Below are 23,397 nucleotides of genomic sequence, written 5' to 3'. Positions count from 1 at the left end.
GCTCGGCTTCGGGTGGCTCACGGGTGGCGCTTACCGTCAGGATCGCAATATTCCCTGACATTCGGCTGCGATCGGCCTCACGCGCCTGACTTGCTGCGCCGCCCGCTGAAATAAGGCAGCGCGAACAGATAGAGGCCGGTGATCAGCAGCAGGAACAACGGGAACAAGGGCAGGAAATACACCCATTCCACGGGTTGCTTGCCAAGCCCCTGGGCGCCGAAGATGCCGATCACGATCAGGGTGAAAATGATCGACAGCCAGCGATGACATTGCCTTATCAGCTTGCTCCAGCTCAATTGTACCTCCTTACATGTTCGTCGGATGCGAAACGGGCTCGAGCCCGAAGGTCACGAGGCGTTTCGTGCCACGGCGGCGCGGATGAGCGCCGACAGCGCCTCTTCGTCGATCGCGTCGCCCTTGCGGAAATCGATGGCCCGCCGGACATTGCCGTCGAGACTGGAATTGAACAGTCCGGTCGGGTCGGGCAGGGACGCGCCCCTGGCGAAGGTCATCTTGACCTTGTCCTTGTAGGTCTCGCCGGTGCAGATCATGCCGTTGCGATACCAGGTCGGAACGCCGCGCCATTTCCATGCCTCGACGATATCGGGCGCGGCCTCCCTGATCATATCCCGGATGCGGGAGAGCGTGTCGCCCCGCCAGTCGCCCAGTTCCTTGATCCTTTCATCGATCTTTTGCGATGGATTTTGCTCCTGTTGCGCATTGGTCATGGTCATGGTCCTTTGCTTCTTGCGCTGCGCATGGCCCGCGCGCCTCAATCGATCTCGGCCAGTACCTGCTCCAGCCTGTCGAAGAAGCGCGGCCAGCCCAGTTTCGCGCCGCCATAATAGTTCGGCTGATCCGTCCGGAAGCCGGTCTGTTCCATGCGCAGGCGCGTTCCCGTATCGGTCGGCGTGAGGGTCCATCTGACCACGGAGAGCAGATCGCCCGCATCCCAGCTGTATTCCAGAGCCTTCTGTTTCTCGACCGCCCGGACCTCGCAGGCGACCTCGCCCCATTCCGCGCTGAATCCGAAGCGATGCCCCACTTCAGGCGTGAAGGCGGTCTTCATCAGCCATTCCCCGATCAGGTGGGATTGGGTGAGGGCGCGCCAGATCTTCTCCGGCGGATGCGGCAGGTCGCGTTCGACGACAACGGTGCGGGTCTCGGTCAATTGTCCATCCTCTTCAGCAGGTCTTCGAGGTCGTCGAAGCGGCGCTCCCAGAAACGCGCCATCCGGTCGGTCCAGTCCGTCAACGGCGCCAGGGCTTCAAGTTGCGGGCTGTAATGTGTCTGGCGGCCATCCTGGCGGTCGACGACGAGCCCGGCGCGCTTGAGCACGCCGAGATGTTTGGAGACGGCCGGCTGGGAGATCCCGGCGTGTTCCGTCAGCGCTTTGACCGTCTGATCCCCTTCGCGACACAGGCGCTCGAAGATCGCCCGGCGTGTCGGGTCCGCCAGCGTTTTGAACAGGATCTCGTGGGGTTGGGTCAACGGCAATTCATAGCTCTCCGATTATGATTTATCGATAACCAATGAGTTATGGTTTTTCAAGTAAAAATTTCGGCCGGTTTGCCTACCGCGCTGTGCCGGTTGCGCCTGCCTGGATCGCAAGGTCAAAAACTGATGCTGGCGATGTGACCAGTTCGGCCATTATTCGACTTCCTGACGGCGTTCTGCAACGACGGCACGGCCGGCTTCACCTTTGGAACCAATTTCCGGCGCTCGAATTTCTCGTCGCCGGCCGCAGCTTCGGCATCCCGTACTCCGTGATCGCCCTCGCCGCCGCGCAGCCAAAACTCGCCGAGCGCGGCGGCGAGGGCTCGATCATTGGCGTCGGCTGCAGAACCTCGTCAATCTTCTGGGCATTCCCTCATCCCTGAATTTCGCGGTCATGGGCAGCGTCATCCTGGCGGGCGTGAGGCTCGGCCGTCGCGCCGCAAGCGTCGCTCAGAACCGGCTGGCGACTGCGGCTGCGTCTCTTGCCAGGTCCTCGAATGCGTTTTCGACAAGGGCTCTGAACGCTTTCAGGAGCGGCGTCGATTCGATTGCGTTGTGCGTGATGAGGCCGAAGGGAACGATCGGCATTTCCGCCGGAATCGACACGATCTTCAGCCGTTGCGAACGAAGGTGCGGGAGTACGGTGACGATCGGCAGGACGGCAAGCGAGTCGATCGACAGCAGCATGTTGAACAGCGCATTGCCGGATTTGACGGAGGAAACGCTTTCGCGGCGCGTCACGCCCATCCGGGTGAAGGCGTTGAGGGCGTAGCTCTGCAGAATGCTCTCACCGGCGTGGTCGAGCCAGAGCGCCTCATCGAAAAACTGGCGCAGGCTGATATCCGTGGGCAGGCGATACTCCTGCCGGGCGACGATCGCATGGGTGACATCCATGAGGTGGCTCTGGGGCATGCCGTCCGAGGTGCCGGTCGTTGCCATCGGAACCAGAGCGATATCCAGTTTTCGTTCGAACACGCGATCACGCAGCTCGGGCGCGTAGCCCGTCTCCAGTTCGAAGCTGACAAGCGGGTTCTCATCGTGGAAGCGCAGCACGAGTTGGGCAAGCACGTCCTCGCAGAAGAACGGCGGCGCCCCGACGCGCAGGCGCCCGAGCCGCCCCTGCTTGATCATCTGCGCTTTCTGGGAGGCGTCCTCCACGATCGTCCGCAACTGCCTGCCGCTGGCGGCCAGTTGCTTGCCGGTCTCGGTCGGCTCGAGCGGCCTGCCTCGGCGCAACAACAGGGCCTGCCCGAGGCGCGCTTCCAGCGCGGCAACTGTCTTGCTGACCGCCGGCTGGGCAATTCCCAGGACCCGCGCCGCGCGCGAAAATGACCCCTGTTCCACGAGTGTCGCAAAAAGAATGAGGTGGCGGGGGTCGAGCTTCACGCGCGCTCCTTGCTGTTTTTAATATTCCATAAGGGAATAAAAACTTGCGATTATACAATTTGCAAGAATTTTTAGACTCCTGCAGTCTGAACACGGACATTCGTGGGGGAGGAGACCTGGCGGATGTTCCGGGAGGATATCGCCAGATGAAAGCAGACGTTTCCAGGACGCGCTGGGACCTCAGATTGCTGCGGGGTATAACCGCGCTCTTTCTGTTCGCCATGATGGCGGTCACCTTTGCCGATGTGGTCGGCCGCTACCTTTTTTCGGCGCCGATCTACGGCGCGGCCGAAATCATCCAGGTCATGCTGGCCATCACCATTTTCAGCGCCATGGGGCTTGTTTCCCATCAGGACCAGCATATCGCGGTTGACGTCTTCGACCAGCCGCTGTCGCGGATGTTCGGCCGCTCGCGGGACATCCTGATCGGCGCCGTCTCGACCATCGGTCTCCTCCTGATAAGCGTCGAGCTGGCGCGCAACGGGGTCGATGCGATCCGCATGGGACGCGTGACGGTCGTTCTCGAATTCTCAAGCGCCTGGATGTCTCTGCCCGGCGCTGTGCTTTGCGCCGTCGCCGCGGGCCTGCAAATAACCACGTCGGTGCGCAAGAAATGACGACAGCCCTCATCGGTTTCGCGATTGTACTGCTTCTCTGTTTCTTCGGTGTCCGCGTCGGCTTCGCGACCCTTTTCGTGGGCGTTGCCGGCTTTGCCCTGCAGCGCGGGCTCGGGGCCGCGTTGACCATGACCGGCAGCCAGATCATCGAGACGGCGACGAACTACAACCTCTCCATCATCCCGCTGTTCGTCCTCATGGGCGCCTTTATCTACCGCGCCGACATATCCACGGACCTGTACGAAGCCGCCCACGCCAGGCTCGGCCACCTTCGCGGCGGTCTGGCGCAATCAACGGTGCTTGCCTGCGCCGCCTTCTCTGCCGTCTGCGGCTCCTCGCTGGCGACGGCCGCCACCATGACGCGGGTGGCGCTGCCGTCGATGCGCGCCTACCGCTACTCGGATCGTCTTGCCACCGGCACGATCGCGGCGGGAGGAACCCTGGGCATCATGATCCCGCCCTCGGTTCCGCTGGTGATCTACGGCATCATTGCGGAACAGGACATCGGCACCCTGTTCATTGCCGGCATCCTGCCGGGACTGCTTCTCGTCACCGCCTTTCTGCTGACGGTCGCGATTTGGACGACGCTGAACCCGCAAGCCGGCCCCGCAAGAACGGGCGCACCGGCCGCGCGCAAACGCGGCGCGGGCGGTTCGGTGATCGCCGTGCTGCTTCTCTTCGTCTTCGTGCTCGGCGGCATTTACGCCAGCATATTCACGCCGACCGAGGCCGCAGGCATCGGCGCGACCGGCGCGGCGGCAATCGCCTTCGCGCGCGGAAGCCTGCGCGCCCTGTCCGTCTGGGTGGAGATCCTGGTCGAGGCGGCTGTGACGACGGCGGCATTGTTCATGATCATTTTCGGCACGCTGGTTTTCGCGCAGTTCATCAATCTGTCCGGCATGCCCTTCGACCTGATGTTCCTTGTCGAGGATATGGGGCTCAGCCCCCTCGGTCTGGTGGCCAGCATCGCGCTGATCGCCCTGCTGCTCGGGATGATCTTCGAATCGCTCGGCATCCTTCTCCTGATCGTGCCGGTCTTCCTGCCCGCGCTGATCGCCGCCGATGTCGATCTGATCTGGTTCGGCATCGTCGTGGTCATGGTCACCGAGCTCGGCCTCATCACGCCGCCCATCGGAATGAATGTCTTCGTGGTGCGAAGCGTGATGTCGGACGTCCGGCTTGCAAGCATCTTCGTCGGGGTGATGCCGTTCGTGGCGGCGCTCATCGCGGTGCTCGTTCTCATTTTGGTGTTTCCGGCTATCGCAACCGTGCTGCCGGACTTCGCCAATACGCCATAGCATTAACAATAAATCGAAACGGGAGGAACAACATGAACACGACGACCAAACTGGCATGCGCCCTCGCGGGCGCCCTGGCCCTCACCGGGGCCGTTACCCAAACGGCGAGCGCACAGACGCGGATCTTGCTGAACTGCTTCTTTCCGCCCCAGCACTTCATCTGTCAGGACGTTCTTGGCGGCTGGGCGAAGGATGTCACGGAGGCGACCGATTCCCGCGTCCGCGTTGCCATCCTGCCGCAGACCATGGCGCCGCCGCCCGAGCAGCTGATATCGGCGCGCGCCGGCGTCTTCGACGCCGCGATCCAGATGAACGGCTTCATCGAGAACGAAGTCACCGGAACGCAGGTTTCGCAGCTTCCATTCACCGGCGTTTCCGACGGGCGGGCCAATTCTCTGGCGCTATGGAACACCTACGAGAAATACCTGTCTTCCAACGACGAATATGACGGTGTCGAGCTACTGGGCCTGTTCGTGGCGCCGGGCGCCGATTTCTATTCCCTGACGGATGAGCCTATTCGCTCGCTCGAAGACATGAAGTCGATGAAGATGTGGGCGACGCCGGGCGCGACGGCGGAAATCCTGAAGCAGGCAGGCTCGGCCGTGGTCGCCGGCCCGGCGGTTCAGATGACCGAACTCATCCAGCGCGGTGTGGTCGACGGTTTCGTCGGCATTCCGGCGTCCGATGCCGTGGCGTTCAACGTGATGCCCTCGGCGAAATCGGCGACCGTTACCCGCCTGAAGATCAACACGCCCACCTTCTCGTTCTTCATCAATGACGACACCTGGGCAAAGATCGACCCGGCCGATCAGGAGAAGATCCGCGCGCTGTCGGGCGCCGCATTCGCCGAGCGCGCCGGCAGCATCTGGACCGGAATCGAGGAAAAGGCGCTGGCCGAGAGAGAAGAGAAGATCGAGGTGATCGAGGCGCCGGAGGCGTTCGAAGCGGAGTTGACGGCGGCGGGTCAGACCTGGTCCGACAAATGGATCGAGTCGGCCAATGCCAAGGGGATCGACGGCGCGGCGGCTCTCGACTTCTACAAGTCCGAAGTGGTTCGCCTGTCAAAATGACAAACCGCGGAGAGCGGTGTTCCTCAGAGCAAAGCCAGGTGAAGCGAACAAAGGTTCACCCTCCGGTACTGCATAAAACATAGAAAGTGAGCGGTTCCGCGTTTCCGCGAAAGGCGGAACCGCTCTGGAAGCGAGTCCATCATGACAAAACTCCGAAACGTACTCTGGATCATGGCAGACCAGCTTCGCTGGGACTACCTCTCTTGCTACGGACACCCGCACCTGAAGACGCCGAACCTCGATCGGCTTGCCGCGCGGGGCGTCCGGTTCAACAAGGCCTATGTGCAGTCACCGTTCTGCGGGCCGTCGCGCATGTCGAGCTATACCGGACGCTACTGCCGTTCGCATGGCTCGACATGGAACGGCTTTCCGCTGCGCGTGGGCGAACCGACCCTGGGCGATCATCTGCGCGAGATCGGCGTGCGCCCGGCAATCGTCGGCAAGACCCACATGGTCGCCGACGAACAGGGCATGGAGTGGCTCGGCATAGACCCGCAATCCACGATCGGCATCCATATTTCCGAATGCGGCTTCGAACCGTTCGAACGCGACGACGGCATGCACCCTTACGGCCCCTACGACCCGGATGTTGCCTATCAGGATGCGTTGCGCGCAGCGGGCATCGACAGCGACAACCCCTGGGAAGAGCACGCCAACGCGGCGCTTGGAGAGGATGGCGAGCGGCTTTCGGGCTGGCTGCTGAAATACTCCAACCTGCCGGCGGACATTCCGGAAGAGCTTTCGGAAACGCCCTATATGACCCGGCGCGCGATGGATTTCATGGCGCAGGCCGGAGACCAACCTTGGCTCTGCCACCTGTCCTTCATCAAGCCGCACTGGCCCTATATCGTGCCCGCGCCCTACCATGACATGTATGGCAAGGAGCACGTCGTCCCGCCGATCCGGTCCGACGCCGAGAAGGAGACGGACCATCCGGTGTTTCGGGCCTATCTCGAATCGCGCATCTGCAGGACATTCGCGCGCGACGAGGTGCGCGAGCGGGTGATCCCGGCCTATATGGGGCTGATCAAGCAGATCGACGACCAGATGGGCATTCTGTTTTCCTGGATGGAAGAACGCGGCCTGATGGACAACACGATGATCGTGTTCACCTCCGACCATGGCGATTATCTCGGCGATCACTGGATGGGCGAGAAGGACCTGTTTCACGACCAGTCCGTGCGGGTGCCTCTCATCGTCTATGATCCGCGCCGTGAGGCCGACGCCACGCGCGGCACGGTCTGCGAGGAGCTTGTGGAATCGATCGATCTCGCGCCCACCTTCCTCCGGTTCTTCGGCGGCAAGGACAAGCCGCACATCATGGAGGGGCGGCCGCTCGATCCGCTGCTCCACAAGACGGGACCGACGCAGACATGGCGCCGCTACGCGATCTCGGAGTATGACTATGCGACCCGCGAGGCGCGAAAGATCATCGGCAACCCGCAGGAAGATGCGCGGCTGATCATGATACGCGATCAGCGCTGGAAGTACGTGCATGCCGAAGGCTTCCGGCCGATGCTGTTCGACCTTGAGGCGGACCCGCTGGAGCTGAACGATCTGGGCGGAAGCCAACAGGAAGAGCACGTCTTGCAGCGGGCGACCATGTCGCAGGCCCTGTTCGCCTGGTCACGGCAGCACCATAACCGCATCACCCTGTCTCCCGATCGCATCGAGGCGATGACGGGCAGGGAGCCGCCCGGCATCCTGATCGGCTTCTGGGACGAACAGGAGTTCGAGGCCGAATTCGGAAAGCCGTTCGCGGACCGTCCATAAGGCCTTCTGGATCAGCGCCGTTTTGGGCCTTCCGAGCTGCGGCGCGGTTCGAGGAGGCTCGGGAAAGTTCTGCCGGCGCGAAGCTTCGGTATGGGCAGTCTGACCGTGCGCTGCTGATACGATTGCGGGCCCAGATGTTTCATCCTTTAGCGGAAGCCTGCGATATCCACTGGTTATCCTTTCAGCCGCGGTCTATCCTCGGCTCGCAAAGAGGAGGAGCGGCAATGCACGACATCTGGCGGTTTCAGCATTTTCTCGGCGTGGTGGATGCCGGCAGTTTTCATGGCGCCGCGCGGGCGATGAACATCAGCCAGCCGGCGCTGACGAAATCGATCCGGCTTCTGGAGGAGGCGTTCGGGACGGAACTGTTCCTGCGCCTGCCGCGCGGCGTCCGGCTGACGGAAGCCGGCGAGATGATGCATATTCGCGCGCGTGAGGTCGAGGCCGCATGGAACGCTGCGATCGTCGAGGTCGGGGCGCAGTCGAAGGGGCTTGGCGGGACGATGCGCATTGGCGGCGGGCCCGTCTACTCGTCCGTTCACTTTCCCAACATGCTCGCCGACCTCCGGCGGCGTTTTCCGCATCTGAGGGTGCAGGTATCGACCGGCGTGGGCAGTGAACTGCTGCCGTTGCTGAAATCAGGCGATATCCGCGTTTACGCGGGCGGCCTCCCGCGAACGGAGGGCGGCACGCTCAATCTCGGCGCCGAGTTCAAGACCATCGAACTCTACCAGCAGCAGAACGCGATCTTCGCCTCCAGCCAGCATCCGCTTTTCCTCAAGGATCGCGTCGAGCCGGCCGACACGCTGGATTATCCATGGCTTTGCCTTTTCAGCGGCCAGCAGGCAAATATCCAGATCCGCAATTATTTCGAGGCGCGCGGCCTGCCCGAGCCCCGCGTCGCGCTGGAATCCCATTCCTTGCAGATCGCCTTCAAGATGATCGCGGAGCACCAGTTCATCGGCTGCATGCCGGTGCCTCTCAGCGCGACCTCGGAAGGACGCGACCTGAAGGAAGTTGCGCTTGACGGCTTTCGCTGGAGCATCCCGACCGGGATCACGTTCCACCGGAGTTTCGCGGATTTCGCGCCGATCACCCAGATGATCCGCTCCCTGAATGCGGTGACGCAACCGCTGCGTGAGGGAGAGGAATTGCCCGCACCAGTGGCCCGCGCAAGGCCCTGAAGTTATCAAAAGCCTCATTGCCGGAATGGTCTCGCTCCACCGACGGAGACAGTGGTTGCGCGCGTCTGCGATACCTCAAGGTTATCGCTATTCGCTCCGAAGGTATTTTTCAAGAATTGGCAAATGTCTAGTATCGGGGCAGGGAGACCATACATGAAGCTTGTTTTTGTCCTGTTCGACACGCTGAACCGGCGCGCGCTGGGCGCATATGGCGGTCGCGAGGTCGCGACGCCGAATTTCGATCGCTTCGCCAACCGGGCGATGACCTTCGACAATCATTATGTCGGCAGCCTCCCCTGCATGCCGGCCCGCCGCGACATGCACACCGGCAGGCTCAACTTCATGCATCGCTCCTGGGGGCCGCTCGAACCCTTCGACAATTCGCTTCCCGCGATCCTGAACAAGGCGAATGTCTACACGCACCTGATCACCGATCACTTCCACTATTTCGAGGACGGCGGCGCGACCTACCACAATCGCTATCGCACCTGGGACCTGGTTCGCGGCCAGGAATTCGACCCGTGGAAAGCCGTGGTCGAGCCGCCGCTCGAACGCTTCGCCCGGGACTATTCCGATCTTCACTACAACAAACCGGGCGAACGGAACCGGCTGCAGCACCAGATCAACCGTTCCTTCATCCGCGACGAGGCGGATTTCCCGGGTCCGCAATGCATCACCAAGGGTCTCGAATTCCTCGACAGCAATCGCGATGCCGACAACTGGATGCTGCAGATTGAGTGCTTCGATCCGCACGAACCGTTTCACGTCCCGGAGAAATACCGCAAGGCGCTGCCGACCGATTACGAGGGCCCAATCCTGGATTGGCCGCGCTACGGGCCGTGCACCAACACGCCGGAAGAGATCGCCGAGATCAGGGCGAACTACAATGCCCTCGTTGCCATGTGCGACCATCATTTCGGCCGGCTGCTCGACTATTTCGACGAACACGATCTCTGGAAGGACACCTGCCTCGTTCTGTCGACGGATCACGGATTCCTGCTTTCCGAGCATGAATGGTGGGGCAAGAACATTCCGCCCTATTTCGACGAGATTTCGCACATCCCGCTGATCATGCACCATCCGGACCATGTCGAGCGCGCCGGAACCCGCATCGATGCCCTGACGCAGACGCCGGACCTGATGCCGACCATGCTCGACATTTTTGGCCTTGAGGCGCCGAAGGAGACGCGTGGCCGCCCGATCCTTGATCGGCTGGACGAGGATGACGAAGAGCGAATCATCGCCTTCGGCATGCATGGCGGTCCGGTCGGCGTGACCGACGGGCGGCACACCTATTTCCGCTATCCGCCGGACCGCGACGGCCCGGCGCCCGCGGAATACACGTTGATGCCGACCCATCTGAAATCGCTGTTTTCGGTGGAGGAGCTCGCGGATGCGACCCTTCATCCGCCGCTCGATTTCACCAAGGGCGTCCCCGTGCTGCGCGTTCCGGGCCTCGTGCCCGAAAAGCGCGGGCCCGGCCTCTACAAGGATACCCACGGACGGTTCGGGACATCGCTTTATGACCTGATCAACGACCCGGGGCAGTCGACGCCTGCCGATGATCCGGCTGTCGTGGCGCGCCTCGAGGATGGATTGAGGGGCATATTGAAGGAACACGACGCCACCGATGATTTCTACGCGTGGCTGGGGCTTGATGCGCCGGCGCGTTCGTTCGCAACTAAAACGGGAGGAGAATGACAATGGATAGAGTTCAACGCATACGCAAACGCATGCTGACGCTTTCGGCGACGGCCGCAATGACGCTTGCAATGACCGTGGTAGCCCAGGCGCAGGAGGGAACGACGCTGCGGGTGCTGATCAACCAGTCGCCCTGGCTTGATGGCTTCATCGCCATGGTGGATGCCTATGAAGAGGAGACCGGCACGCAATTCGACCTCGACGTTACGCCGTTCGGGGGCATGCTGGAGAAGACCCGCAACTCGTTGCGCGCCGCCGAGGGCGACTATGACATCCTCAACCTGAATTCGGGCGGCATGGCCGAAATCTACGCTGGCGGCTTTCTGAAGCCGCTCAAGGAGATCGACCCCGACTTCAGCCTGCCCGAAAGCGTGCTGACCTTCGGCAACTCGACCTACTGGAATGCCGAAACCCACAGCTTCGATCCGGATGGAACGCTGCTGGCCGTTCCGACCAACGGCAATGTCCAGATCTTCTACTATCGCAAGGACCTCTATGAGGAGGCCGGCCTCAAGGTGCCCGAGACCTGGGATGACCTTCTCGCCAATGCCAAGGCCCTGAACGATCCGCCGAACATCTACGGCTTCGTGCCGCGCGCCGCGCGCGATTCGATCCTCTACAACTTCACGCCCTACCTGTTCAGCTACGGGGCGACGTTCTTCGCCGATGCGGCCAAGGGCGATTTCACGCCGACCATTGCAAGCGAAGAGGGCCTTGCGGCGCTGGAGGAATACATCGCCCTCGGCAACGAGGCGGGACCACCCAATCCGGGCGCGATCGCGCAGGCCGAACTGATCCAGCTGATGGCGACCGGCAAGGCGGCGCAGGCGATCGCGGTGGTGGCCGCCTATTCCTCGCTCACCGATCCCAACAGCTCGATCGTCGCCGACAAGATCGGAACTGCCCTCATTCCGGCAGGTCCTGGCGGCATTCATTCGTCGGCTGCCGGCCAGTGGGCTGGCGGAATCGCCAAGAATGTCCCGGAAAGTCAGCAGAAAGCGGCCCTGGATTTCTTCAAATGGTTCCTCGAGAAGGAAAACCAGGTCAACTACGTGCTCGACGGCGGCGTTCCCGTTCGTGACGATCTTGGTGACGCCGAAGAAGCGAGCGACCCGGCCTTCGCCTTCATTCCGGCCTTTTCCGAAAATGCGGCCAATGCTCAGATGAATATGCCGCTGGTCGAGGGCACGCAGATCAAGGATGCGATCTCGGTGCATCTCAATCGTGCGGTCATTGGCGAGATCACGCCGACCGAGGCGCTTAACGCTTCGGCCGACGACATGTACAAGATCCTGACGGACGCCGGCTACGACGTCAAAGAGCCCAACCATCTGTAATTGAGCTGCTCCGGCCTGTGCTCCTTGGCGCAGGCCGGACCTTCGGGACATTGTCATGCAGAAACGCACGTCTGAAATCGGCCGCGCCGGAAAGGCCAACCGCATCTGGAAGGTGTCGTCGCTCGCGCCGGCGGTGGTCCTGCTGGTCGTGCTCACGATTTATCCGGTGTTCAATCTCGCTGGCCTCAGCCTGTCGAGCGTTGAGTGGAGCGGCGGCCAGCCGGATATCAGCTTCATCGGCCTGAAGAATTTCCGCGAGCTCTTCACCGGCGAACCGGTTTATTGGGCCGGCGTGAAGAACACGATCATCTTCGCGGTTTTCGCGGTCGGCATCCAGATGATCATCGGGTTCTCCATGGCGCTTGCCGTCAGACGGTCCTCGGGCGTCGGGCGCGGGCTGCTGACCGCGATTTTCCTTTTGCCGATCGTCATTCCGCCAATCGTAATCGGCGCCATGTGGCGGCTGATGCTCGGTCGTGATTTCGGCATCGTCAACGCACTGCTCGGACTGTTCGGCCTGGGTCCTGTCGATTTTCTCGGCGACCAACGTTTCGCGCTCGCCTCGGTCATCGGGGTCGACATCTGGCACTGGACGCCCTTCGTCTTCCTGCTGTTGCTGACGGGGCTCGAGACCCTCGACGACGAGATCCTCGAGGCCGCGCGGCTGGACGTGAAGTCGAAGTGGCAGGAACTCATCCACATCATCATCCCGATGATGATGCCGACCATACTGATCACGCTCGGCCTCAGGCTGGTGCTGTCATTCAAGGTTTTCGACGAGATCTTTCTGCTGACCGGCGGCGGGCCGGGCACCTCGACCGAGGTCATCAATTTCTCGATCTATCGAACCTTCTTCGGTCAGGACAGGGTCGGCATGGGATCGGCGATGTCTCTGCTCACCCTCTTGGCCGTCGCGGTGCTGACGGTTGTGGTCAACCTCGTCATCCGCAGCCGCCGCATGCGCAGGAGCAAGCCATGAAAACGAGAACCAGAAGGTTTACCGGCGGCGACATGGTCGCCTGGGGATATGCGCTGCTGATCGTGGCGCCGATGGTGTGGATCCTGTCGAACTCGTTCAAACGGCCGATCGACATCCTGATGGGCAAGATGGTCGCGCCGGTGACCGACGCCAATTACGTATCGATCCTGTTCTCGCGGCAGTCGGACTTCCTCGCCAACCTGCTCAACAGCGCGATCGTCGCCGTTTCCGCGACGGCGCTCACGCTGCTGATCGCGACGGTCGCGGCCTTCACGATCGTCAGGCTTAACCCGCCGCGCTGGGTCTCGATCCTGGTGCTCGGATGGGCGCTGGTCTTCCACATGCTGCCGACGCTTACATTCGTGGGGTCGTGGTATGTCATGGCCACCCAGGCCGGTCTGCACGGCAGCTACCTGGCGCTGGTGCTGACCCACACGGTCCATATGCTGCCGCAGACGATGTTTTTGATGATCGGCTTCATGCTGGCGATCCCGCGCGAACTCGTGGAAGCCGCCCGGCTTGACGGCTGCAACTACGGCCAGATCTTCCGGCGCATCATCCTGCCGCTTTCCTTCGGCGGCATGGCGGCTGCGGGCGCGCTTGCCTTCATCCAATCCTGGAGCGATTTCGCGATCTCGCTCAACCTCTCCGACCAGAACACGATGACGGCGCCGGTGGCGATCGCCACCTTTGCCCAGGAACACCAGATTCGCTACGGCGAAATGGCGGCGGCTTCGGTGATTTCGATGCTGCCGGCCCTTGTCCTTATCATGTTCGGTCAACGTTTCGTCGTGCGCGGTCTTCTGGCCGGCGCGGTCAAGTAGGTGAATCATGGCACAAGTCGAACTTCAGAACGTCCGCAAGAGCTACGGCAACCTTACCGTCATCCCCGATCTCGACCTCACCATCCCGTCCGGCGAGTTTGTCTGCCTCGTCGGTCCCTCGGGCAGCGGTAAATCGACGCTCCTGAGGATGATCGCCGGCCTGGAGGATATCACCGGCGGCACAATCAGGGTCGATGGCGAGGACATCACCAATACCGACCCCTCCGACCGCGACATGGCGATGGTGTTCCAGACCTACGCCCTTTATCCGCATATGACGGTGGAGCAGAACATGTCCTTCGCGCTGCGCATGCGGGGCGAGGACCGGGCGCTGATCGATCGTCGCGTCGGGGAAGCCGTGAGCATGCTCGGCCTTCAAGGCCTGGAAAAGCGCAAGCCCGGCCAGCTTTCCGGCGGCCAGCGCCAGCGCGTTGCGATGGGGCGGTGCATCGTGCGCAATCCCAAGCTTTTCCTCTTCGATGAGCCGCTGTCGAACCTCGACGCCAAGCTGCGGGCGCAGACACGGCTGGAAATTCGCCGCCTCCACGGCAAGCTTGGCGCGACCTCGATCTTCGTGACCCATGACCAGGTTGAGGCGATGACGATGGCCGATCGCATCGCGCTGCTGGACCATGGCAGAATCCAGCAGGTCGGCTCGCCGAAGGACCTCTACCTCAATCCCGCAAACCGCTTCGTGGCCGGCTTTCTCGGCACGCCGGAAATGAGCATTTTCCGGGGAACGGTTTCGGTTGTGGACGGAAAGGTGGCGTTCGACGGCCCGCAAGCGATGACGCTGCCGGCCTCGCCGGAACGCATCGCTCTGCTGGCCGAACGGATCGGCGCCGGGCAGACCGTCGACCTTGGCATCCGTCCCGAGCATTTCCAGATCGTGCCCGCTGGCGGCGACACCGGCAGCAAGATTGTCGTCGACGTGATCGAGTGGCTGGGCCACGAAATTTTCGTGTTCGGCGAGCTTGGCGGAACCGGGATCGCTGTGCGCGCGGCCGAAGGCGACGCTGGCGGCCAGCGCCTGCCGCAGCAGGGCGAAACCATTGCCATTCTGCCCGCCCGCGATGCCTGGCATCTCTTCGATGCCGAGGATGGACGCAACCTGCTGAACTGAGGCGAGCATGAAACTCTACGGCAGGAACTGGAAGCGCGACGAGCTCGACGCGTTGATCCCGGACATCGCCAAGGTGGCGGGCATCAGGCAGTTTGCGGAAACCGATGGCCCGGCGAGCGGCGCCCGCCTGATCCAGATCGACAGCGGCGGCGGTTTGCGTGTGGAGCTCCTGCCCGACCGGTGCTGCGACATTGGTCAGGTCTGGTGCAATGATGTGCCCTTCGGCTGGACCGGGCCGATCGGGATGAGCGGAACCCACTCCGTCGGCGAGAACACGTCGCTCTCCGGCCTGATGTCAACCTGCGGCTTCGACCACATCCGCCAGCCCGATACGGACGAGGGGCGCTCCTATCCGCTGCATGGCCGGATGGCGCGCATGCCGGCGAAGATCGTCTCTTGCGTCTCCGACTGGGATGGCGACAATTGCAATTTCCGCGTCTTGGCGGAGGCGACCCAGTTCGTGCTCGGGCAGGCGACCGTCAGGCTGGAGCGTGAGATCGTCGTTCCCCTCGGCGGCAGGACGTTGGCGCTCACCGACCGTGTGACAGTGCTTTCGGGCTCGCTGCCGCTGATGGCGATGTACCACATCAATTTCGGCTTTCCGCTGGCGGGACCGGGCTCGAGGCTGACGCTTGCCGGCAAGGACATACCGGACGCGCTCTCGCCCGATGGCATCCGCACCCGGTCGTCCGGCGCGGGGCTAGTCCAGGTCGTTCTTTCAGGTGGTGGCGAGGCGCCGCCGCGCTACACACTTGCGTATGACGGTGATGCGCTTCCCTGTCTCCAGACGCTGCGCAACGCGACTGACGGCACCAATCTTTTCTGCATAGAGCCGGCGACACACGAGAAGCAGCCGCGCGCCGCCCTGCGCGAGGCCGACCTCCTGGAACCCTCCGGACGCGGCGCCACGCGGGTCTTCAGGCTCCACATGGCATTTGACCCCGGCGGATATCCGGCGGGCTGGGGGTGAAACCGCCTCGATCCGTCTGCCCGCCCGCGGAACTCGCAACGATCGCCGATAGGGTGCAGGATGGAAAGTTCTGCGTGCTGCCCGGCCGTCAAATCGTGAACGTGGAATCCGCCGAAGCCTTCAACGCGGCGTTGGCGGATTTTCTGGCTCCCGACGCGATATCGAAATAGTCGAAAGCCGCAGCCCCGTTGGATCGCACCACGCTCTCAGAATCGCGACCCTGAACGATTGTAGCCGAGATCGATAAGCCCCGGCATCAATGTTCACGTGAAGCCCAGGATTCGGCCATCGCCTCGTCACCGCCATAGCCCTTCGAATGACCAGAATTGCCGAAAGCAGGGCACACAGACAGACGTCGAGAACGCTGTGTTGCGCTCGGCGCTCAAGAATGTCCCGCAAGCGCCCTGCGTTGCTGTGCGTTTGAAGCCGCCTTGCACACATGCTAAAGCCAGACGGACGTTCTCGGGGACAGATTCGATGAAGCCGGAAAGCCGTATAGTGTCAGCCATTTATGCGGCTTTTTTGCTGGTCGTCACCAGCCTCGCCGTCGGTTGCACGGAGGCGACCGACCGTCCGCTTGACCCGCCCCGGGGCCCCTCGGGCGAGGCCTATCTCGAGGCGGTCGAGGGCAAGGGCCTGCAGACCGGCATAAGCTACAGTTCCGGCGAGAAAGAGGTTCCCGAGTTTCCCGAGGGGGCTGACAGGCCGGAGAATGGCGATTTCGATATCGGCAAATCGGCCGGCTGGGCTCTGATCGCGTTTCTGGTGCTGGCCTTGGCGGTTCTTGCCTTCCGCTCCCGCAACGCGCTGGCGGAACTTGCCGGCTCCGGCGGGGGACGCGCGTTTTCCGCCGCGTCTCGGCCCGAGCAACCAGCGCCGTCCGCGATCGACCATGATCTCATCGAGCGGTTGCGCGGCGAACTGGATCATCGCGAAGGCCTGCGCGCCGTGCTTCAGCGTTTTCTGGTTCTCGCGGCTGAGGAAAACAGCATTCCGGTCAAGCGCAGTCTCACCACACGGGAAATCATGCAGCGCCTGCCCGGCGGGTTCGCGCAGCGTGACGCACTTGAAACGCTGGCCTCGGAGGTCGAGCGCGTCGTTTTCGGCGGTCACGCCATCGATCCCGTGCAGTATCAGCATTGTCTCGACCTTGCGGCCCCGTTCCTCAGGAGGGCCAAAACATGAGCGAGCGACCGCAGGACAACGCTTCCGGCAATTCCGCCCCTCTCATCATTCTGGCCGTGGTTGTGATCGCCGGTCTTGCGCTGATGTATTTTTCCTCCCCTTCGAGCCGCATCGACCGCAGCGCCATCGGCACGGACGGGCTCGCGATCTGGCTGCAGGACCAGGGCATTGCGGTTCAAAAGACGGCGCCGGAGGAGATCGTCGGGCAAAAGACGCCGATCCTGCGCATTCTGCCGCTTTATGACACCGATCTGACGGTCGGCCCCCGCGAAACCGAGGAGCTCGAGGCAGGAAGCCCGCGCGCGACGCTGCGCAACCTCTCGCTTGAGGCATTCCGGTCCAAGATCGAAAGCGCGGATACGCTTGTGATCCTGCCTAAATGGCGCAGCGACATGATCACCAGCGGTACCGCCGATCCCGACGTCCTTATCCCGCCGGGACAGTTGACGATCTTCGGCCTCTGGCGCGGCCCCACGGTCGCGGCGGCCGGCGATGGCTTCGTGCAAGCGCCCGTCACGAAGGATCTGACGGACGAAACGCTTGCGGACGAGGCGGCGCTTTATGCCCCGCGGGTTCTCAGCGATATCGTCGACGATGCCTGCATGCCCATACTCACCCTTGCCGGCCGGGGTACGCTGCTTGCCCGCTGCGATGATCTCTGGGGCGAGGGCAGCAGCTTTTACCTGCTATCCGACCCCGATCTGGTGGACAATCACGGGCTCGCCAACGGCGACAACGCAGAGCTTGCGGTTGCGATGATCGCGCCGCTTGCCGCGGGCCGTCCCGTCTATATCGACACCACCACCTACGCCAACATCACCGACACAAGCGGACAGGACCCGCGGACGCGCTCGCTCGCCGATCTCGGCCGGTTTTTCGAATACCCGTTTTCGCTGTTCTGGGTCGGCATTGTCATCGCCTCCGGGCTCGCGCTGTGGCGCGGAAGCCGCCGGTTCGGCGCGCCGCTCGGCGAAGCGCGTGCGCTCGACATGGCCTCCAAGGCGCGCACCATTACGGCGTCGGCAAGGCTGTTGCGGCTTGCGGGAACCGAGCGCGATCTCGTTTCGGCCTATATCCGGGCGCGGATGGAGACGCTCGACGGCATCGTGCTTGGCGCCGCGCGCCGGCCGATGGCCGCGGACGCGGTCGCCGCCGAGATCATCCGCCGCGTCAACCACCGCGTTCCCGAAACCGGCAGGCGTCTGGCGGAAGCCTATGGCCAGTTGGTCGCAGAAGGCCCAGAGACCCATCAGCGCCCTGCGGCGCTCATCCCTTTTGAAGAAGCATTTCAGGAGACCCTCGATGCATTTGGATACGCTGCGCGACCTTCGCGACCGGTTGACCGGTGAGATTGAAAAGGCGGTTCAGGGGCAGGAGGCGATTGTCGAGCTCCTGCTGATTTCGCTGTTCGCGCGCGGCCACTGCCTGCTGGAAGGGCCGCCCGGAACGGCCAAGACCCTGCTGGCCCGCAGCCTCGCCGCATCGCTGACCCTCGATTTCAAGCGCATCCAGTTCACGCCGGATCTGATGCCGGGCGATGTGACCGGCTCGAACATCTTCGATTTCGACGCGCGCCGCTTCGAACTGATCAAGGGTCCGATCTTCACCGATATTCTGCTGACCGACGAGATCAACCGCGCGCCGCCGAAAACCCAGGCCGCCCTTCTGCAGGTGATGAGCGAACGCCAGGCGACGATCGACGGGGTGGATCATTCCGTCGGCGATGTGTTCTTCGTGATCGCGACCCAGAACCCGATCGAGCAACAGGGCACCTACCCCCTGCCGGAAGCGCAGCTTGACCGGTTCCTGTTCAAGCTGGTCATCGATCATCCGGAGGAAGCGGCGGAGTTCGAAATCCTCAAGCGCCACGCCAATCAGGGGCTCGATGCGCATGCGCGACAGGCGGCGATTGCGCCCGTCGCCGGTCTCGAGGAAATCCGCGCCGGACAGGCGCTGATCGACGATATCCGTCTGGACGAGACGATCCTGCGCTACGTTCTGGCGCTGGCGCGGGCAACGCGCGAGGACGGCGATATCGCGCACGGCGTGTCGACGCGCGCCGCCGATGCCCTGTGCGGCGCGGTCCGCGCCCGCGCGGCGCTCGACGGACGCGACTATGCGCTGCCCGATGACGTCAAGGGCCTGTTCGTTCCGGTGATGCGCCATCGCATCGTTCTGGGGCCGGCGGCCGAGATCGAGGGCCGCACGCCGCAGGCGGTGCTGGAGGGCATTCTCGACAGAACCGAAGCGCCCCGCTGATGCGTCCCTCCGTCCTGCTCCTCGCTCTGGCCTGTGCTCTGGCGGTCTTGACGGTCGCGGTTCTCGCAGCACCTGCGGTTCCGGTCGAAGTCGTCGCCGGGGCATGGCTGTTGCTCGGTGCGGCGGTGATTGCCGACTGGGCCGTCAGCCCCGGCGCGCGTCATTTCGCCATGGAAATCGACGCGCCTGCCGAAATCTTTGCGGGCGAGGAAGGGATTGTTGCGCTGCGGCTGAAGGGCAAGGAGGGCAACCGCGCTGTGGCGCCGACCGCCGGCCGGTTGCGCTGGCCAGAGGGGCTGGCCGGGCCGGGTGATTTCAGGCTGATGCCCACAGGTGCGCATATCGCCGTCACCGATCTTCCCGCACGTGCGCTAAAACGGGGCAAGTGGAAGATCGCCTCCGTCTCGACGCTGCGCAGGAGCCGTCTCGGCCTTCTCGATCTTATCGCCAACCATCCGCTCAACCGCGAGATCGCCGTCGTTCCGAGCATCCGCGCGATCACCTCGGGCGCTATCGACACGCAGCTCGCCACGACGGAGTTTGGCGCAAAGGCCGCCAGCATTCATGGCGAGGGCTCGGAGTTTCATCAGCTCCGGGAATTCGTGGCCGGGATGGACACCCGCATGATCGACTACAAAAGGAGCGCGCGTCACGGCGGGCTGGTGGCGCGCCAGATGCAGGCCGAGCGCAACCACGCGATCGTGCTGGCACTCGACAACGGCCATCTGATGCGCGAGCCGATCGACGGACTCGCCAAGATCGACCACATGATCAACGCCTCGCTGGCGCTTGCCTGGGCCGGCATTCAAAGCGGCGACAGGGTCGGCCTGTTCGCCTTTGACGCAAGGCCGCGCCTGTTCGTGCCGCCGATGGAGGGCCGGCGCGCCTTCGCGCAGCTGCGCTCACACACGGCGGCGCTGGACTACCGGCTGGTGGAGACCAACCACACGCTGGCGCTCAGCCATCTGCACCAGCGCCTGTCCCGACGCAGCCTCGTTGTCGTGTTCTCCGACTTCGTCGATACCACGACGGCGGAGCTGCTGATTGAAAACGTGCAGATGCTGAACCGGCATCACGTGGTGGTGTTCGTCAGCCTGCGCGATCCGTTGCTTGCGGCCTATCACCACAAGTCGGTGAACAACCTCGCCATGGTCTCCGAGGTCGCGGCCGCCGCCGATCTCGAGCGGGAGCGCCGGCGGGTGTTGAACAGTCTTTCCCGGCTTGGCGTGTTCGTCATCGAAACCGCGCCGGGCGGGCTGAGACCGGAGCTGATCTCGACCTACCTCTCCATCCGCTCCCGGGAGTTGATATGAAGACATCCGGCGAAATCATCCGTTCAAGCCGTTTTCGCCTCGAACGCGAAAGCGACTGGCTCAGGCTGCAGACCATTCTCGATCAGGCGGAACGGCGCGGGGTGAAAAGCCTCGCCTTTGAGGACGCACGCGATCTGGTGACGCTTTACAGGCAGGCGGTCAACGCGCTTTCGGTGGCGCGTGAAATCTCGCTCGACAGCTCGATTGTCGCCTATCTGGAGAGCCTGTGCGCAAGGGCCTATCTGGTGGTCTACGCGCCGCGCGCCAGCATTCGCGGCATCGTCTCCCGCTTCTTTCGTCAGGGCGCGCCGCTGGCCTTTCGCCGTTCGGGCATCGAGCTTGCCATCGCCTTTGTCCTGATGGTTTTGGGCGGGGTGGCCGCGTTCGCGCTGACGCGCACGGACCCGACATGGTTCTATGCCTTCGTGCCGGAAAGCCTGGCGGCCGGGCGCGGACCGCAGGCCAGCGCCGATGCGCTGCGCCGGGTGATCTACGACAGCGAACCGAGCGCGCTCGACCAGCTCGGGGCGTTCGCGACCTATCTGTTTTCGCACAATACAAGGGTCGCCATTTTCTCCTTCGTCCTTGGAATCCTGGCTTGCGTGCCGAGCGGGCTGCTGATGCTCTACAATGGCAGCGTCATCGGTGCGCTGGGCGCGATCTATGCCGACAAGGGCCTGGGGCTGGACCTGTTCGCCTGGCTCTCGATCCATGGCGTGACCGAGCTTTCGGCCATCGCCATCGCCACGGCAGGCGGGTTTCGGCTGGGACGCGCGGTTCTGTTTCCCGGCGAGAAAGCGCGCAAGGCGGTGCTTTCCGATGCCGCACATGATGCGGTCAAGCTGGCTGTGCTGGCCGCCCTGATGCTGGTGGCCGCCGGGCTGCTGGAAGGCTTCGCCCGGCAACTCGTGACCGCGCCGGTGTGGCGGATCGCGATCGGCTGGAGCATCGGCGCGCTCTGGTTCTGCTGGCTGCTCGGCGCCGGGCGGCAGAAAGGTTTCGCCAAAAGCCGCCCTGTCAATGCGGAGGCGACAACATGAACGCCGAAACAACCGCGATAAAGCCCGGAACCGTCAAAGCCAGACGCAGCGGGAAGGCGAAAGCGGGCGGCCGGCTGCTGACGATCATCCCGCCCGAGGGCGTGCCGTTCGATCTCAGGATCGCCAGCCTGTTCGCCCGCGCCGGCGCGCAAATCATCGACATCATCATCACGGTAGGCGCCAGCCTGCTGTTGCTGGTGGCGGTGGGACTGATCGGATCGGTGGATTTTGCGACCGCCACGACAATCGCATCGCTGATCTTTCTGTTCATCGGGACGCCCTATTATATCCTCGCCGAACTGCTTGCCAACGGGCGCACGCCGGGCAAGCGGCTGCTTGGCATCCGCGCCGTCTCCGTAAAGGGCGGCGGATTGTCGGTGCATCAGATCGTGGTGCGCAATCTGCTCAAGGAAATCGAAATCTTCACGCCGATCCTTCTGCTGTTTGGCGCAACACCCGATAATCTTCTGACCCCCTTGATCGCACTGGCTTGGCTGATTGTCGTGATCGCCTTTCCCGCGTTCAACGCGCAAAGCCAGCGCATCGGCGACCTGATCGCCGGCACGGCCGTGATTGCAACGCCCGCTGCGGCGCTTCTGCCCGATCTGGCCAGCGCCCCCGCAACGCCATCGGCGGAACGTTTTGTCTTCACGCCGGCGCAGATGGACCTTTATGGCGCCTATGAGCTGCAGGTTCTGGAAAAACTGTTGCGCGGCGAGCGAAACGAAGTCAGCCGTCCGCGGCTTTCCGACGCCGCCATGCGCATTCGCCGCAAGATCGGCTATGAAGAGACCGTCGCGCCGCATGAGGATGAAGCATTCCTGCAGGCGTTCTACACCGCCCAGCGGGGTTATCTCGAACAGAAGAAACTGTTCGGCGACGCCCGCGCCGACAAGCACTATGGAAGCGAGGATTCGGGCGCCGACTGACGGCACTTTCCATTGAAACCATGGACTTTTTCGACACATCGGTTAGTCAGCGACAGGTTTCGACGAATCTGAAGGAGCAAGCCAAACATGACATCCACCGATCCCACGGCCGCCAGGCCCGCCTTTGGCGTGAACGAGCGGATCGGAGAAACATTCTCCGTGCTGCGCCAGCGTTTCATGACCTTTGTCATCCTGTCCGCCGTCCCCGGCATTCTCGTCGAGCTCGCCTCCTATGCCACGGGTCTGGGCACCGGACTGGAAGCCGACCCGTTCGCATCGGGTCAGGCGACGCCATCCGTCTTCATCATCATACTCGTTTCGGCGATACTGCCGATGCTGCTCTATTCGATCATGACGGGCATGATGGTTCTGGCCGCCTATGACACGAAATCGGGCCGCCCGGTCCGGCTTGATGCCTATCTGAAGGCTGTGATCCGCCGGCTGCCGGCGCTCATCCTGGTCACGCTCGTTGCGTCCTTCGGCGTTGCCATTGCCTTTATACTGTTCCTCGTTCCGGGGCTTTGGCTCGCCGGCGTCTGGGCCGTCTGCGTTCCCGTCGTGATGATCGAGGGCATGGGTTTCGGCGCCCTTGCGCGCAGCCGCCAGCTGACGAAGGAATACCGCTGGCCGATCATCGGCTTCATCGTGGTCGCCTACATCATCATCTTCGTGATCACCTTCCTGGTCGCGCTCGCGGCGGGCCTGCTGCCGATCCCGACGCTCATCGTCGCAATCGTGCTCGGCCTCATCAATGGCGTCGCCACGGCCCTGATTTCGATTGCGGTTTCGGTGACCTATGCACGCCTGCGCGACATCAAGGAAGGCATCGGCTACGCCGACCTCGCCGAGGTGTTTGACTAGAGCGTCGGGCGATTAGTCTGCAACGCATGCTGTTGATTTGAAGTAGTTCCA

At 63.0% G+C, this 23,397-nt stretch carries 24 protein-coding genes; 19 read left to right on the top strand and 5 right to left on the bottom strand.

From position 1 onward, the window contains the following. Positions 1–77: 77 nt before the first annotated feature. Genes V6766_RS20580 through V6766_RS20565 form a run of 4 tightly spaced genes read right to left on the bottom strand, consistent with a single transcriptional unit; the run spans position 78 to position 1,491 of the window. A complete protein-coding gene (locus tag V6766_RS20580) occupies positions 78–296 on the bottom strand; it encodes a hypothetical protein (RefSeq protein ID WP_448469689.1) in 219 nt (72 codons plus the stop codon). A 51-nt stretch (positions 297–347) separates the two neighbouring features. Beyond that, entirely contained in the window at positions 348–728 is a 381-nt protein-coding gene (locus V6766_RS20575) for a DUF1801 domain-containing protein (protein ID WP_448469742.1), read from the bottom strand. A 44-nt stretch (positions 729–772) separates the two neighbouring features. Then, positions 773–1,171, bottom strand: coding sequence for an SRPBCC family protein (locus tag V6766_RS20570; protein ID WP_448469687.1), 399 nt, complete (start codon positions 1,169–1,171; stop codon positions 773–775). Continuing rightward, positions 1,168–1,491 (bottom strand): ArsR/SmtB family transcription factor, encoded by a 324-nt coding sequence (locus tag V6766_RS20565; RefSeq protein ID WP_448469685.1) that lies wholly within the window; start codon positions 1,489–1,491, stop codon positions 1,168–1,170. Before V6766_RS20565 ends, V6766_RS20570 begins: the two co-directional genes overlap by 4 nt. A gap of 41 nt (positions 1,492–1,532) precedes the next feature. Between V6766_RS20565 and V6766_RS20560 the strand changes: the two genes are divergently transcribed. After that, complete coding sequence (locus V6766_RS20560) at positions 1,533–1,880, top strand: hypothetical protein (protein ID WP_448469683.1); 348 nt, start codon at positions 1,533–1,535, stop codon at positions 1,878–1,880. A gap of 67 nt (positions 1,881–1,947) precedes the next feature. On the opposite strand, the gene V6766_RS20555 is transcribed toward V6766_RS20560, so the two are convergent. After that, positions 1,948–2,883 carry a LysR family transcriptional regulator gene (locus V6766_RS20555; protein ID WP_448469681.1) on the bottom strand — a complete coding sequence of 312 codons (936 nt, stop codon included), beginning with the start codon at positions 2,881–2,883 and terminating at the stop codon, positions 1,948–1,950. 146 nt (positions 2,884–3,029) lie between these two features. On the opposite strand from V6766_RS20555, the gene V6766_RS20550 reads away from it, so the two are divergent. The 18 genes from V6766_RS20550 to V6766_RS20465 all read left to right on the top strand — a co-directional run bounded on the left by V6766_RS20550 (position 3,030) and on the right by V6766_RS20465 (position 23,346). Next, positions 3,030–3,500, top strand: a complete 471-nt coding sequence (locus V6766_RS20550; RefSeq protein ID WP_448469679.1) for a TRAP transporter small permease — start codon at positions 3,030–3,032, stop codon at positions 3,498–3,500. Continuing rightward, positions 3,497–4,798, top strand: a complete 1,302-nt coding sequence (locus tag V6766_RS20545; protein WP_448469677.1) for a TRAP transporter large permease — start codon at positions 3,497–3,499, stop codon at positions 4,796–4,798. Before V6766_RS20550 ends, V6766_RS20545 begins: the two co-directional genes overlap by 4 nt. A 32-nt stretch (positions 4,799–4,830) precedes the next feature. Continuing rightward, positions 4,831–5,868, top strand: a complete 1,038-nt coding sequence (gene dctP / locus V6766_RS20540; protein ID WP_448469675.1) for a TRAP transporter substrate-binding protein DctP — start codon at positions 4,831–4,833, stop codon at positions 5,866–5,868. A 141-nt stretch (positions 5,869–6,009) separates the two neighbouring features. Continuing rightward, complete coding sequence (locus tag V6766_RS20535; protein WP_448469673.1) at positions 6,010–7,641, top strand: alkaline phosphatase family protein; 1,632 nt, start codon at positions 6,010–6,012, stop codon at positions 7,639–7,641. A 224-nt stretch (positions 7,642–7,865) separates the two neighbouring features. Continuing rightward, on the top strand, positions 7,866–8,825 hold the full coding sequence (locus V6766_RS20530; RefSeq protein ID WP_448469671.1) for a LysR family transcriptional regulator: 960 nt from the start codon (positions 7,866–7,868) through the stop codon (positions 8,823–8,825). 153 nt (positions 8,826–8,978) lie between these two features. Further along, complete coding sequence (locus V6766_RS20525) at positions 8,979–10,526, top strand: sulfatase (RefSeq protein ID WP_448469669.1); 1,548 nt, start codon at positions 8,979–8,981, stop codon at positions 10,524–10,526. 2 nt (positions 10,527–10,528) lie between these two features. Beyond that, positions 10,529–11,863, top strand: coding sequence for an ABC transporter substrate-binding protein (locus V6766_RS20520; RefSeq protein ID WP_448469667.1), 1,335 nt, complete (start codon positions 10,529–10,531; stop codon positions 11,861–11,863). A gap of 55 nt (positions 11,864–11,918) precedes the next feature. Continuing rightward, complete coding sequence (locus V6766_RS20515) at positions 11,919–12,842, top strand: carbohydrate ABC transporter permease (protein ID WP_174804454.1); 924 nt, start codon at positions 11,919–11,921, stop codon at positions 12,840–12,842. After that, a complete protein-coding gene (locus V6766_RS20510) occupies positions 12,839–13,666 on the top strand; it encodes a carbohydrate ABC transporter permease (protein ID WP_448432592.1) in 828 nt (275 codons plus the stop codon). The genes V6766_RS20515 and V6766_RS20510 overlap by 4 nt, the downstream gene beginning before the upstream one ends. 7 nt (positions 13,667–13,673) lie before the next feature. Continuing rightward, positions 13,674–14,789 carry an ABC transporter ATP-binding protein gene (locus tag V6766_RS20505; protein WP_448469664.1) on the top strand — a complete coding sequence of 372 codons (1,116 nt, stop codon included), beginning with the start codon at positions 13,674–13,676 and terminating at the stop codon, positions 14,787–14,789. A 7-nt stretch (positions 14,790–14,796) separates the two neighbouring features. Next, entirely contained in the window at positions 14,797–15,759 is a 963-nt protein-coding gene (locus tag V6766_RS20500) for a DUF4432 family protein (RefSeq protein WP_448469662.1), read from the top strand. Positions 15,760–16,257: 498 nt separating this feature from the next. Next, the gene (locus V6766_RS20495) at positions 16,258–16,944 is read left to right on the top strand and encodes a DUF4129 domain-containing protein (protein WP_448469660.1); all 687 of its coding nucleotides are present in this window, start codon (positions 16,258–16,260) and stop codon (positions 16,942–16,944) included. Further along, positions 16,941–18,293, top strand: a complete 1,353-nt coding sequence (locus V6766_RS20490; protein ID WP_448469658.1) for a hypothetical protein — start codon at positions 16,941–16,943, stop codon at positions 18,291–18,293. Before V6766_RS20495 ends, V6766_RS20490 begins: the two co-directional genes overlap by 4 nt. Next, positions 18,247–19,203, top strand: a complete 957-nt coding sequence (locus tag V6766_RS20485; protein WP_448469656.1) for an AAA family ATPase — start codon at positions 18,247–18,249, stop codon at positions 19,201–19,203. Before V6766_RS20490 ends, V6766_RS20485 begins: the two co-directional genes overlap by 47 nt. Beyond that, positions 19,203–20,516 carry a DUF58 domain-containing protein gene (locus V6766_RS20480; protein WP_448469654.1) on the top strand — a complete coding sequence of 438 codons (1,314 nt, stop codon included), beginning with the start codon at positions 19,203–19,205 and terminating at the stop codon, positions 20,514–20,516. Before V6766_RS20485 ends, V6766_RS20480 begins: the two co-directional genes overlap by 1 nt. Next, the gene (locus V6766_RS20475; RefSeq protein WP_448469652.1) at positions 20,513–21,556 is read left to right on the top strand and encodes a stage II sporulation protein M; all 1,044 of its coding nucleotides are present in this window, start codon (positions 20,513–20,515) and stop codon (positions 21,554–21,556) included. Before V6766_RS20480 ends, V6766_RS20475 begins: the two co-directional genes overlap by 4 nt. Continuing rightward, entirely contained in the window at positions 21,553–22,485 is a 933-nt protein-coding gene (locus tag V6766_RS20470; RefSeq protein ID WP_448469650.1) for an RDD family protein, read from the top strand. Before V6766_RS20475 ends, V6766_RS20470 begins: the two co-directional genes overlap by 4 nt. 87 nt (positions 22,486–22,572) lie before the next feature. Continuing rightward, on the top strand, positions 22,573–23,346 hold the full coding sequence (locus V6766_RS20465) for a hypothetical protein (RefSeq protein ID WP_448469648.1): 774 nt from the start codon (positions 22,573–22,575) through the stop codon (positions 23,344–23,346). Positions 23,347–23,397 lie beyond the last annotated feature (51 nt).

Source organism: Martelella sp. AMO21009 (assembly GCF_053484295.1).
This window is presented reverse-complemented; position numbering and strand designations above follow the sequence as displayed.

Excerpts from the sequence above, each read along its gene's own strand:
- V6766_RS20490 (WP_448469658.1), top strand. The coding sequence starts at position 16,941 with ATGAGCGAGCGACCGCAGGACAACGCTTCCGGCAATTCCGCCCCTCTC.
- V6766_RS20525 (WP_448469669.1), top strand. The coding sequence starts at position 8,979 with ATGAAGCTTGTTTTTGTCCTGTTCGACACGCTGAACCGGCGCGCGCTG.
- V6766_RS20485 (WP_448469656.1), top strand. The coding sequence starts at position 18,247 with ATGCATTTGGATACGCTGCGCGACCTTCGCGACCGGTTGACCGGTGAG.
- V6766_RS20520 (WP_448469667.1), top strand. The coding sequence starts at position 10,529 with ATGGATAGAGTTCAACGCATACGCAAACGCATGCTGACGCTTTCGGCG.
- V6766_RS20510 (WP_448432592.1), top strand. The coding sequence starts at position 12,839 with ATGAAAACGAGAACCAGAAGGTTTACCGGCGGCGACATGGTCGCCTGG.
- V6766_RS20500 (WP_448469662.1), top strand. The coding sequence starts at position 14,797 with ATGAAACTCTACGGCAGGAACTGGAAGCGCGACGAGCTCGACGCGTTG.
- V6766_RS20465 (WP_448469648.1), top strand. The coding sequence starts at position 22,573 with ATGACATCCACCGATCCCACGGCCGCCAGGCCCGCCTTTGGCGTGAAC.
- V6766_RS20505 (WP_448469664.1), top strand. The coding sequence starts at position 13,674 with ATGGCACAAGTCGAACTTCAGAACGTCCGCAAGAGCTACGGCAACCTT.
- V6766_RS20480 (WP_448469654.1), top strand. The coding sequence starts at position 19,203 with ATGCGTCCCTCCGTCCTGCTCCTCGCTCTGGCCTGTGCTCTGGCGGTC.
- V6766_RS20530 (WP_448469671.1), top strand. The coding sequence starts at position 7,866 with ATGCACGACATCTGGCGGTTTCAGCATTTTCTCGGCGTGGTGGATGCC.
- V6766_RS20560 (WP_448469683.1), top strand. The coding sequence starts at position 1,533 with ATGAGTTATGGTTTTTCAAGTAAAAATTTCGGCCGGTTTGCCTACCGC.
- V6766_RS20550 (WP_448469679.1), top strand. The coding sequence starts at position 3,030 with ATGAAAGCAGACGTTTCCAGGACGCGCTGGGACCTCAGATTGCTGCGG.
- V6766_RS20545 (WP_448469677.1), top strand. The coding sequence starts at position 3,497 with ATGACGACAGCCCTCATCGGTTTCGCGATTGTACTGCTTCTCTGTTTC.
- V6766_RS20535 (WP_448469673.1), top strand. The coding sequence starts at position 6,010 with ATGACAAAACTCCGAAACGTACTCTGGATCATGGCAGACCAGCTTCGC.
- V6766_RS20470 (WP_448469650.1), top strand. The coding sequence starts at position 21,553 with ATGAACGCCGAAACAACCGCGATAAAGCCCGGAACCGTCAAAGCCAGA.
- V6766_RS20515 (WP_174804454.1), top strand. The coding sequence starts at position 11,919 with ATGCAGAAACGCACGTCTGAAATCGGCCGCGCCGGAAAGGCCAACCGC.
- dctP (WP_448469675.1), top strand. The coding sequence starts at position 4,831 with ATGAACACGACGACCAAACTGGCATGCGCCCTCGCGGGCGCCCTGGCC.
- V6766_RS20475 (WP_448469652.1), top strand. The coding sequence starts at position 20,513 with ATGAAGACATCCGGCGAAATCATCCGTTCAAGCCGTTTTCGCCTCGAA.
- V6766_RS20575 (WP_448469742.1), bottom strand. The coding sequence starts at position 728 with ATGACCAATGCGCAACAGGAGCAAAATCCATCGCAAAAGATCGATGAA.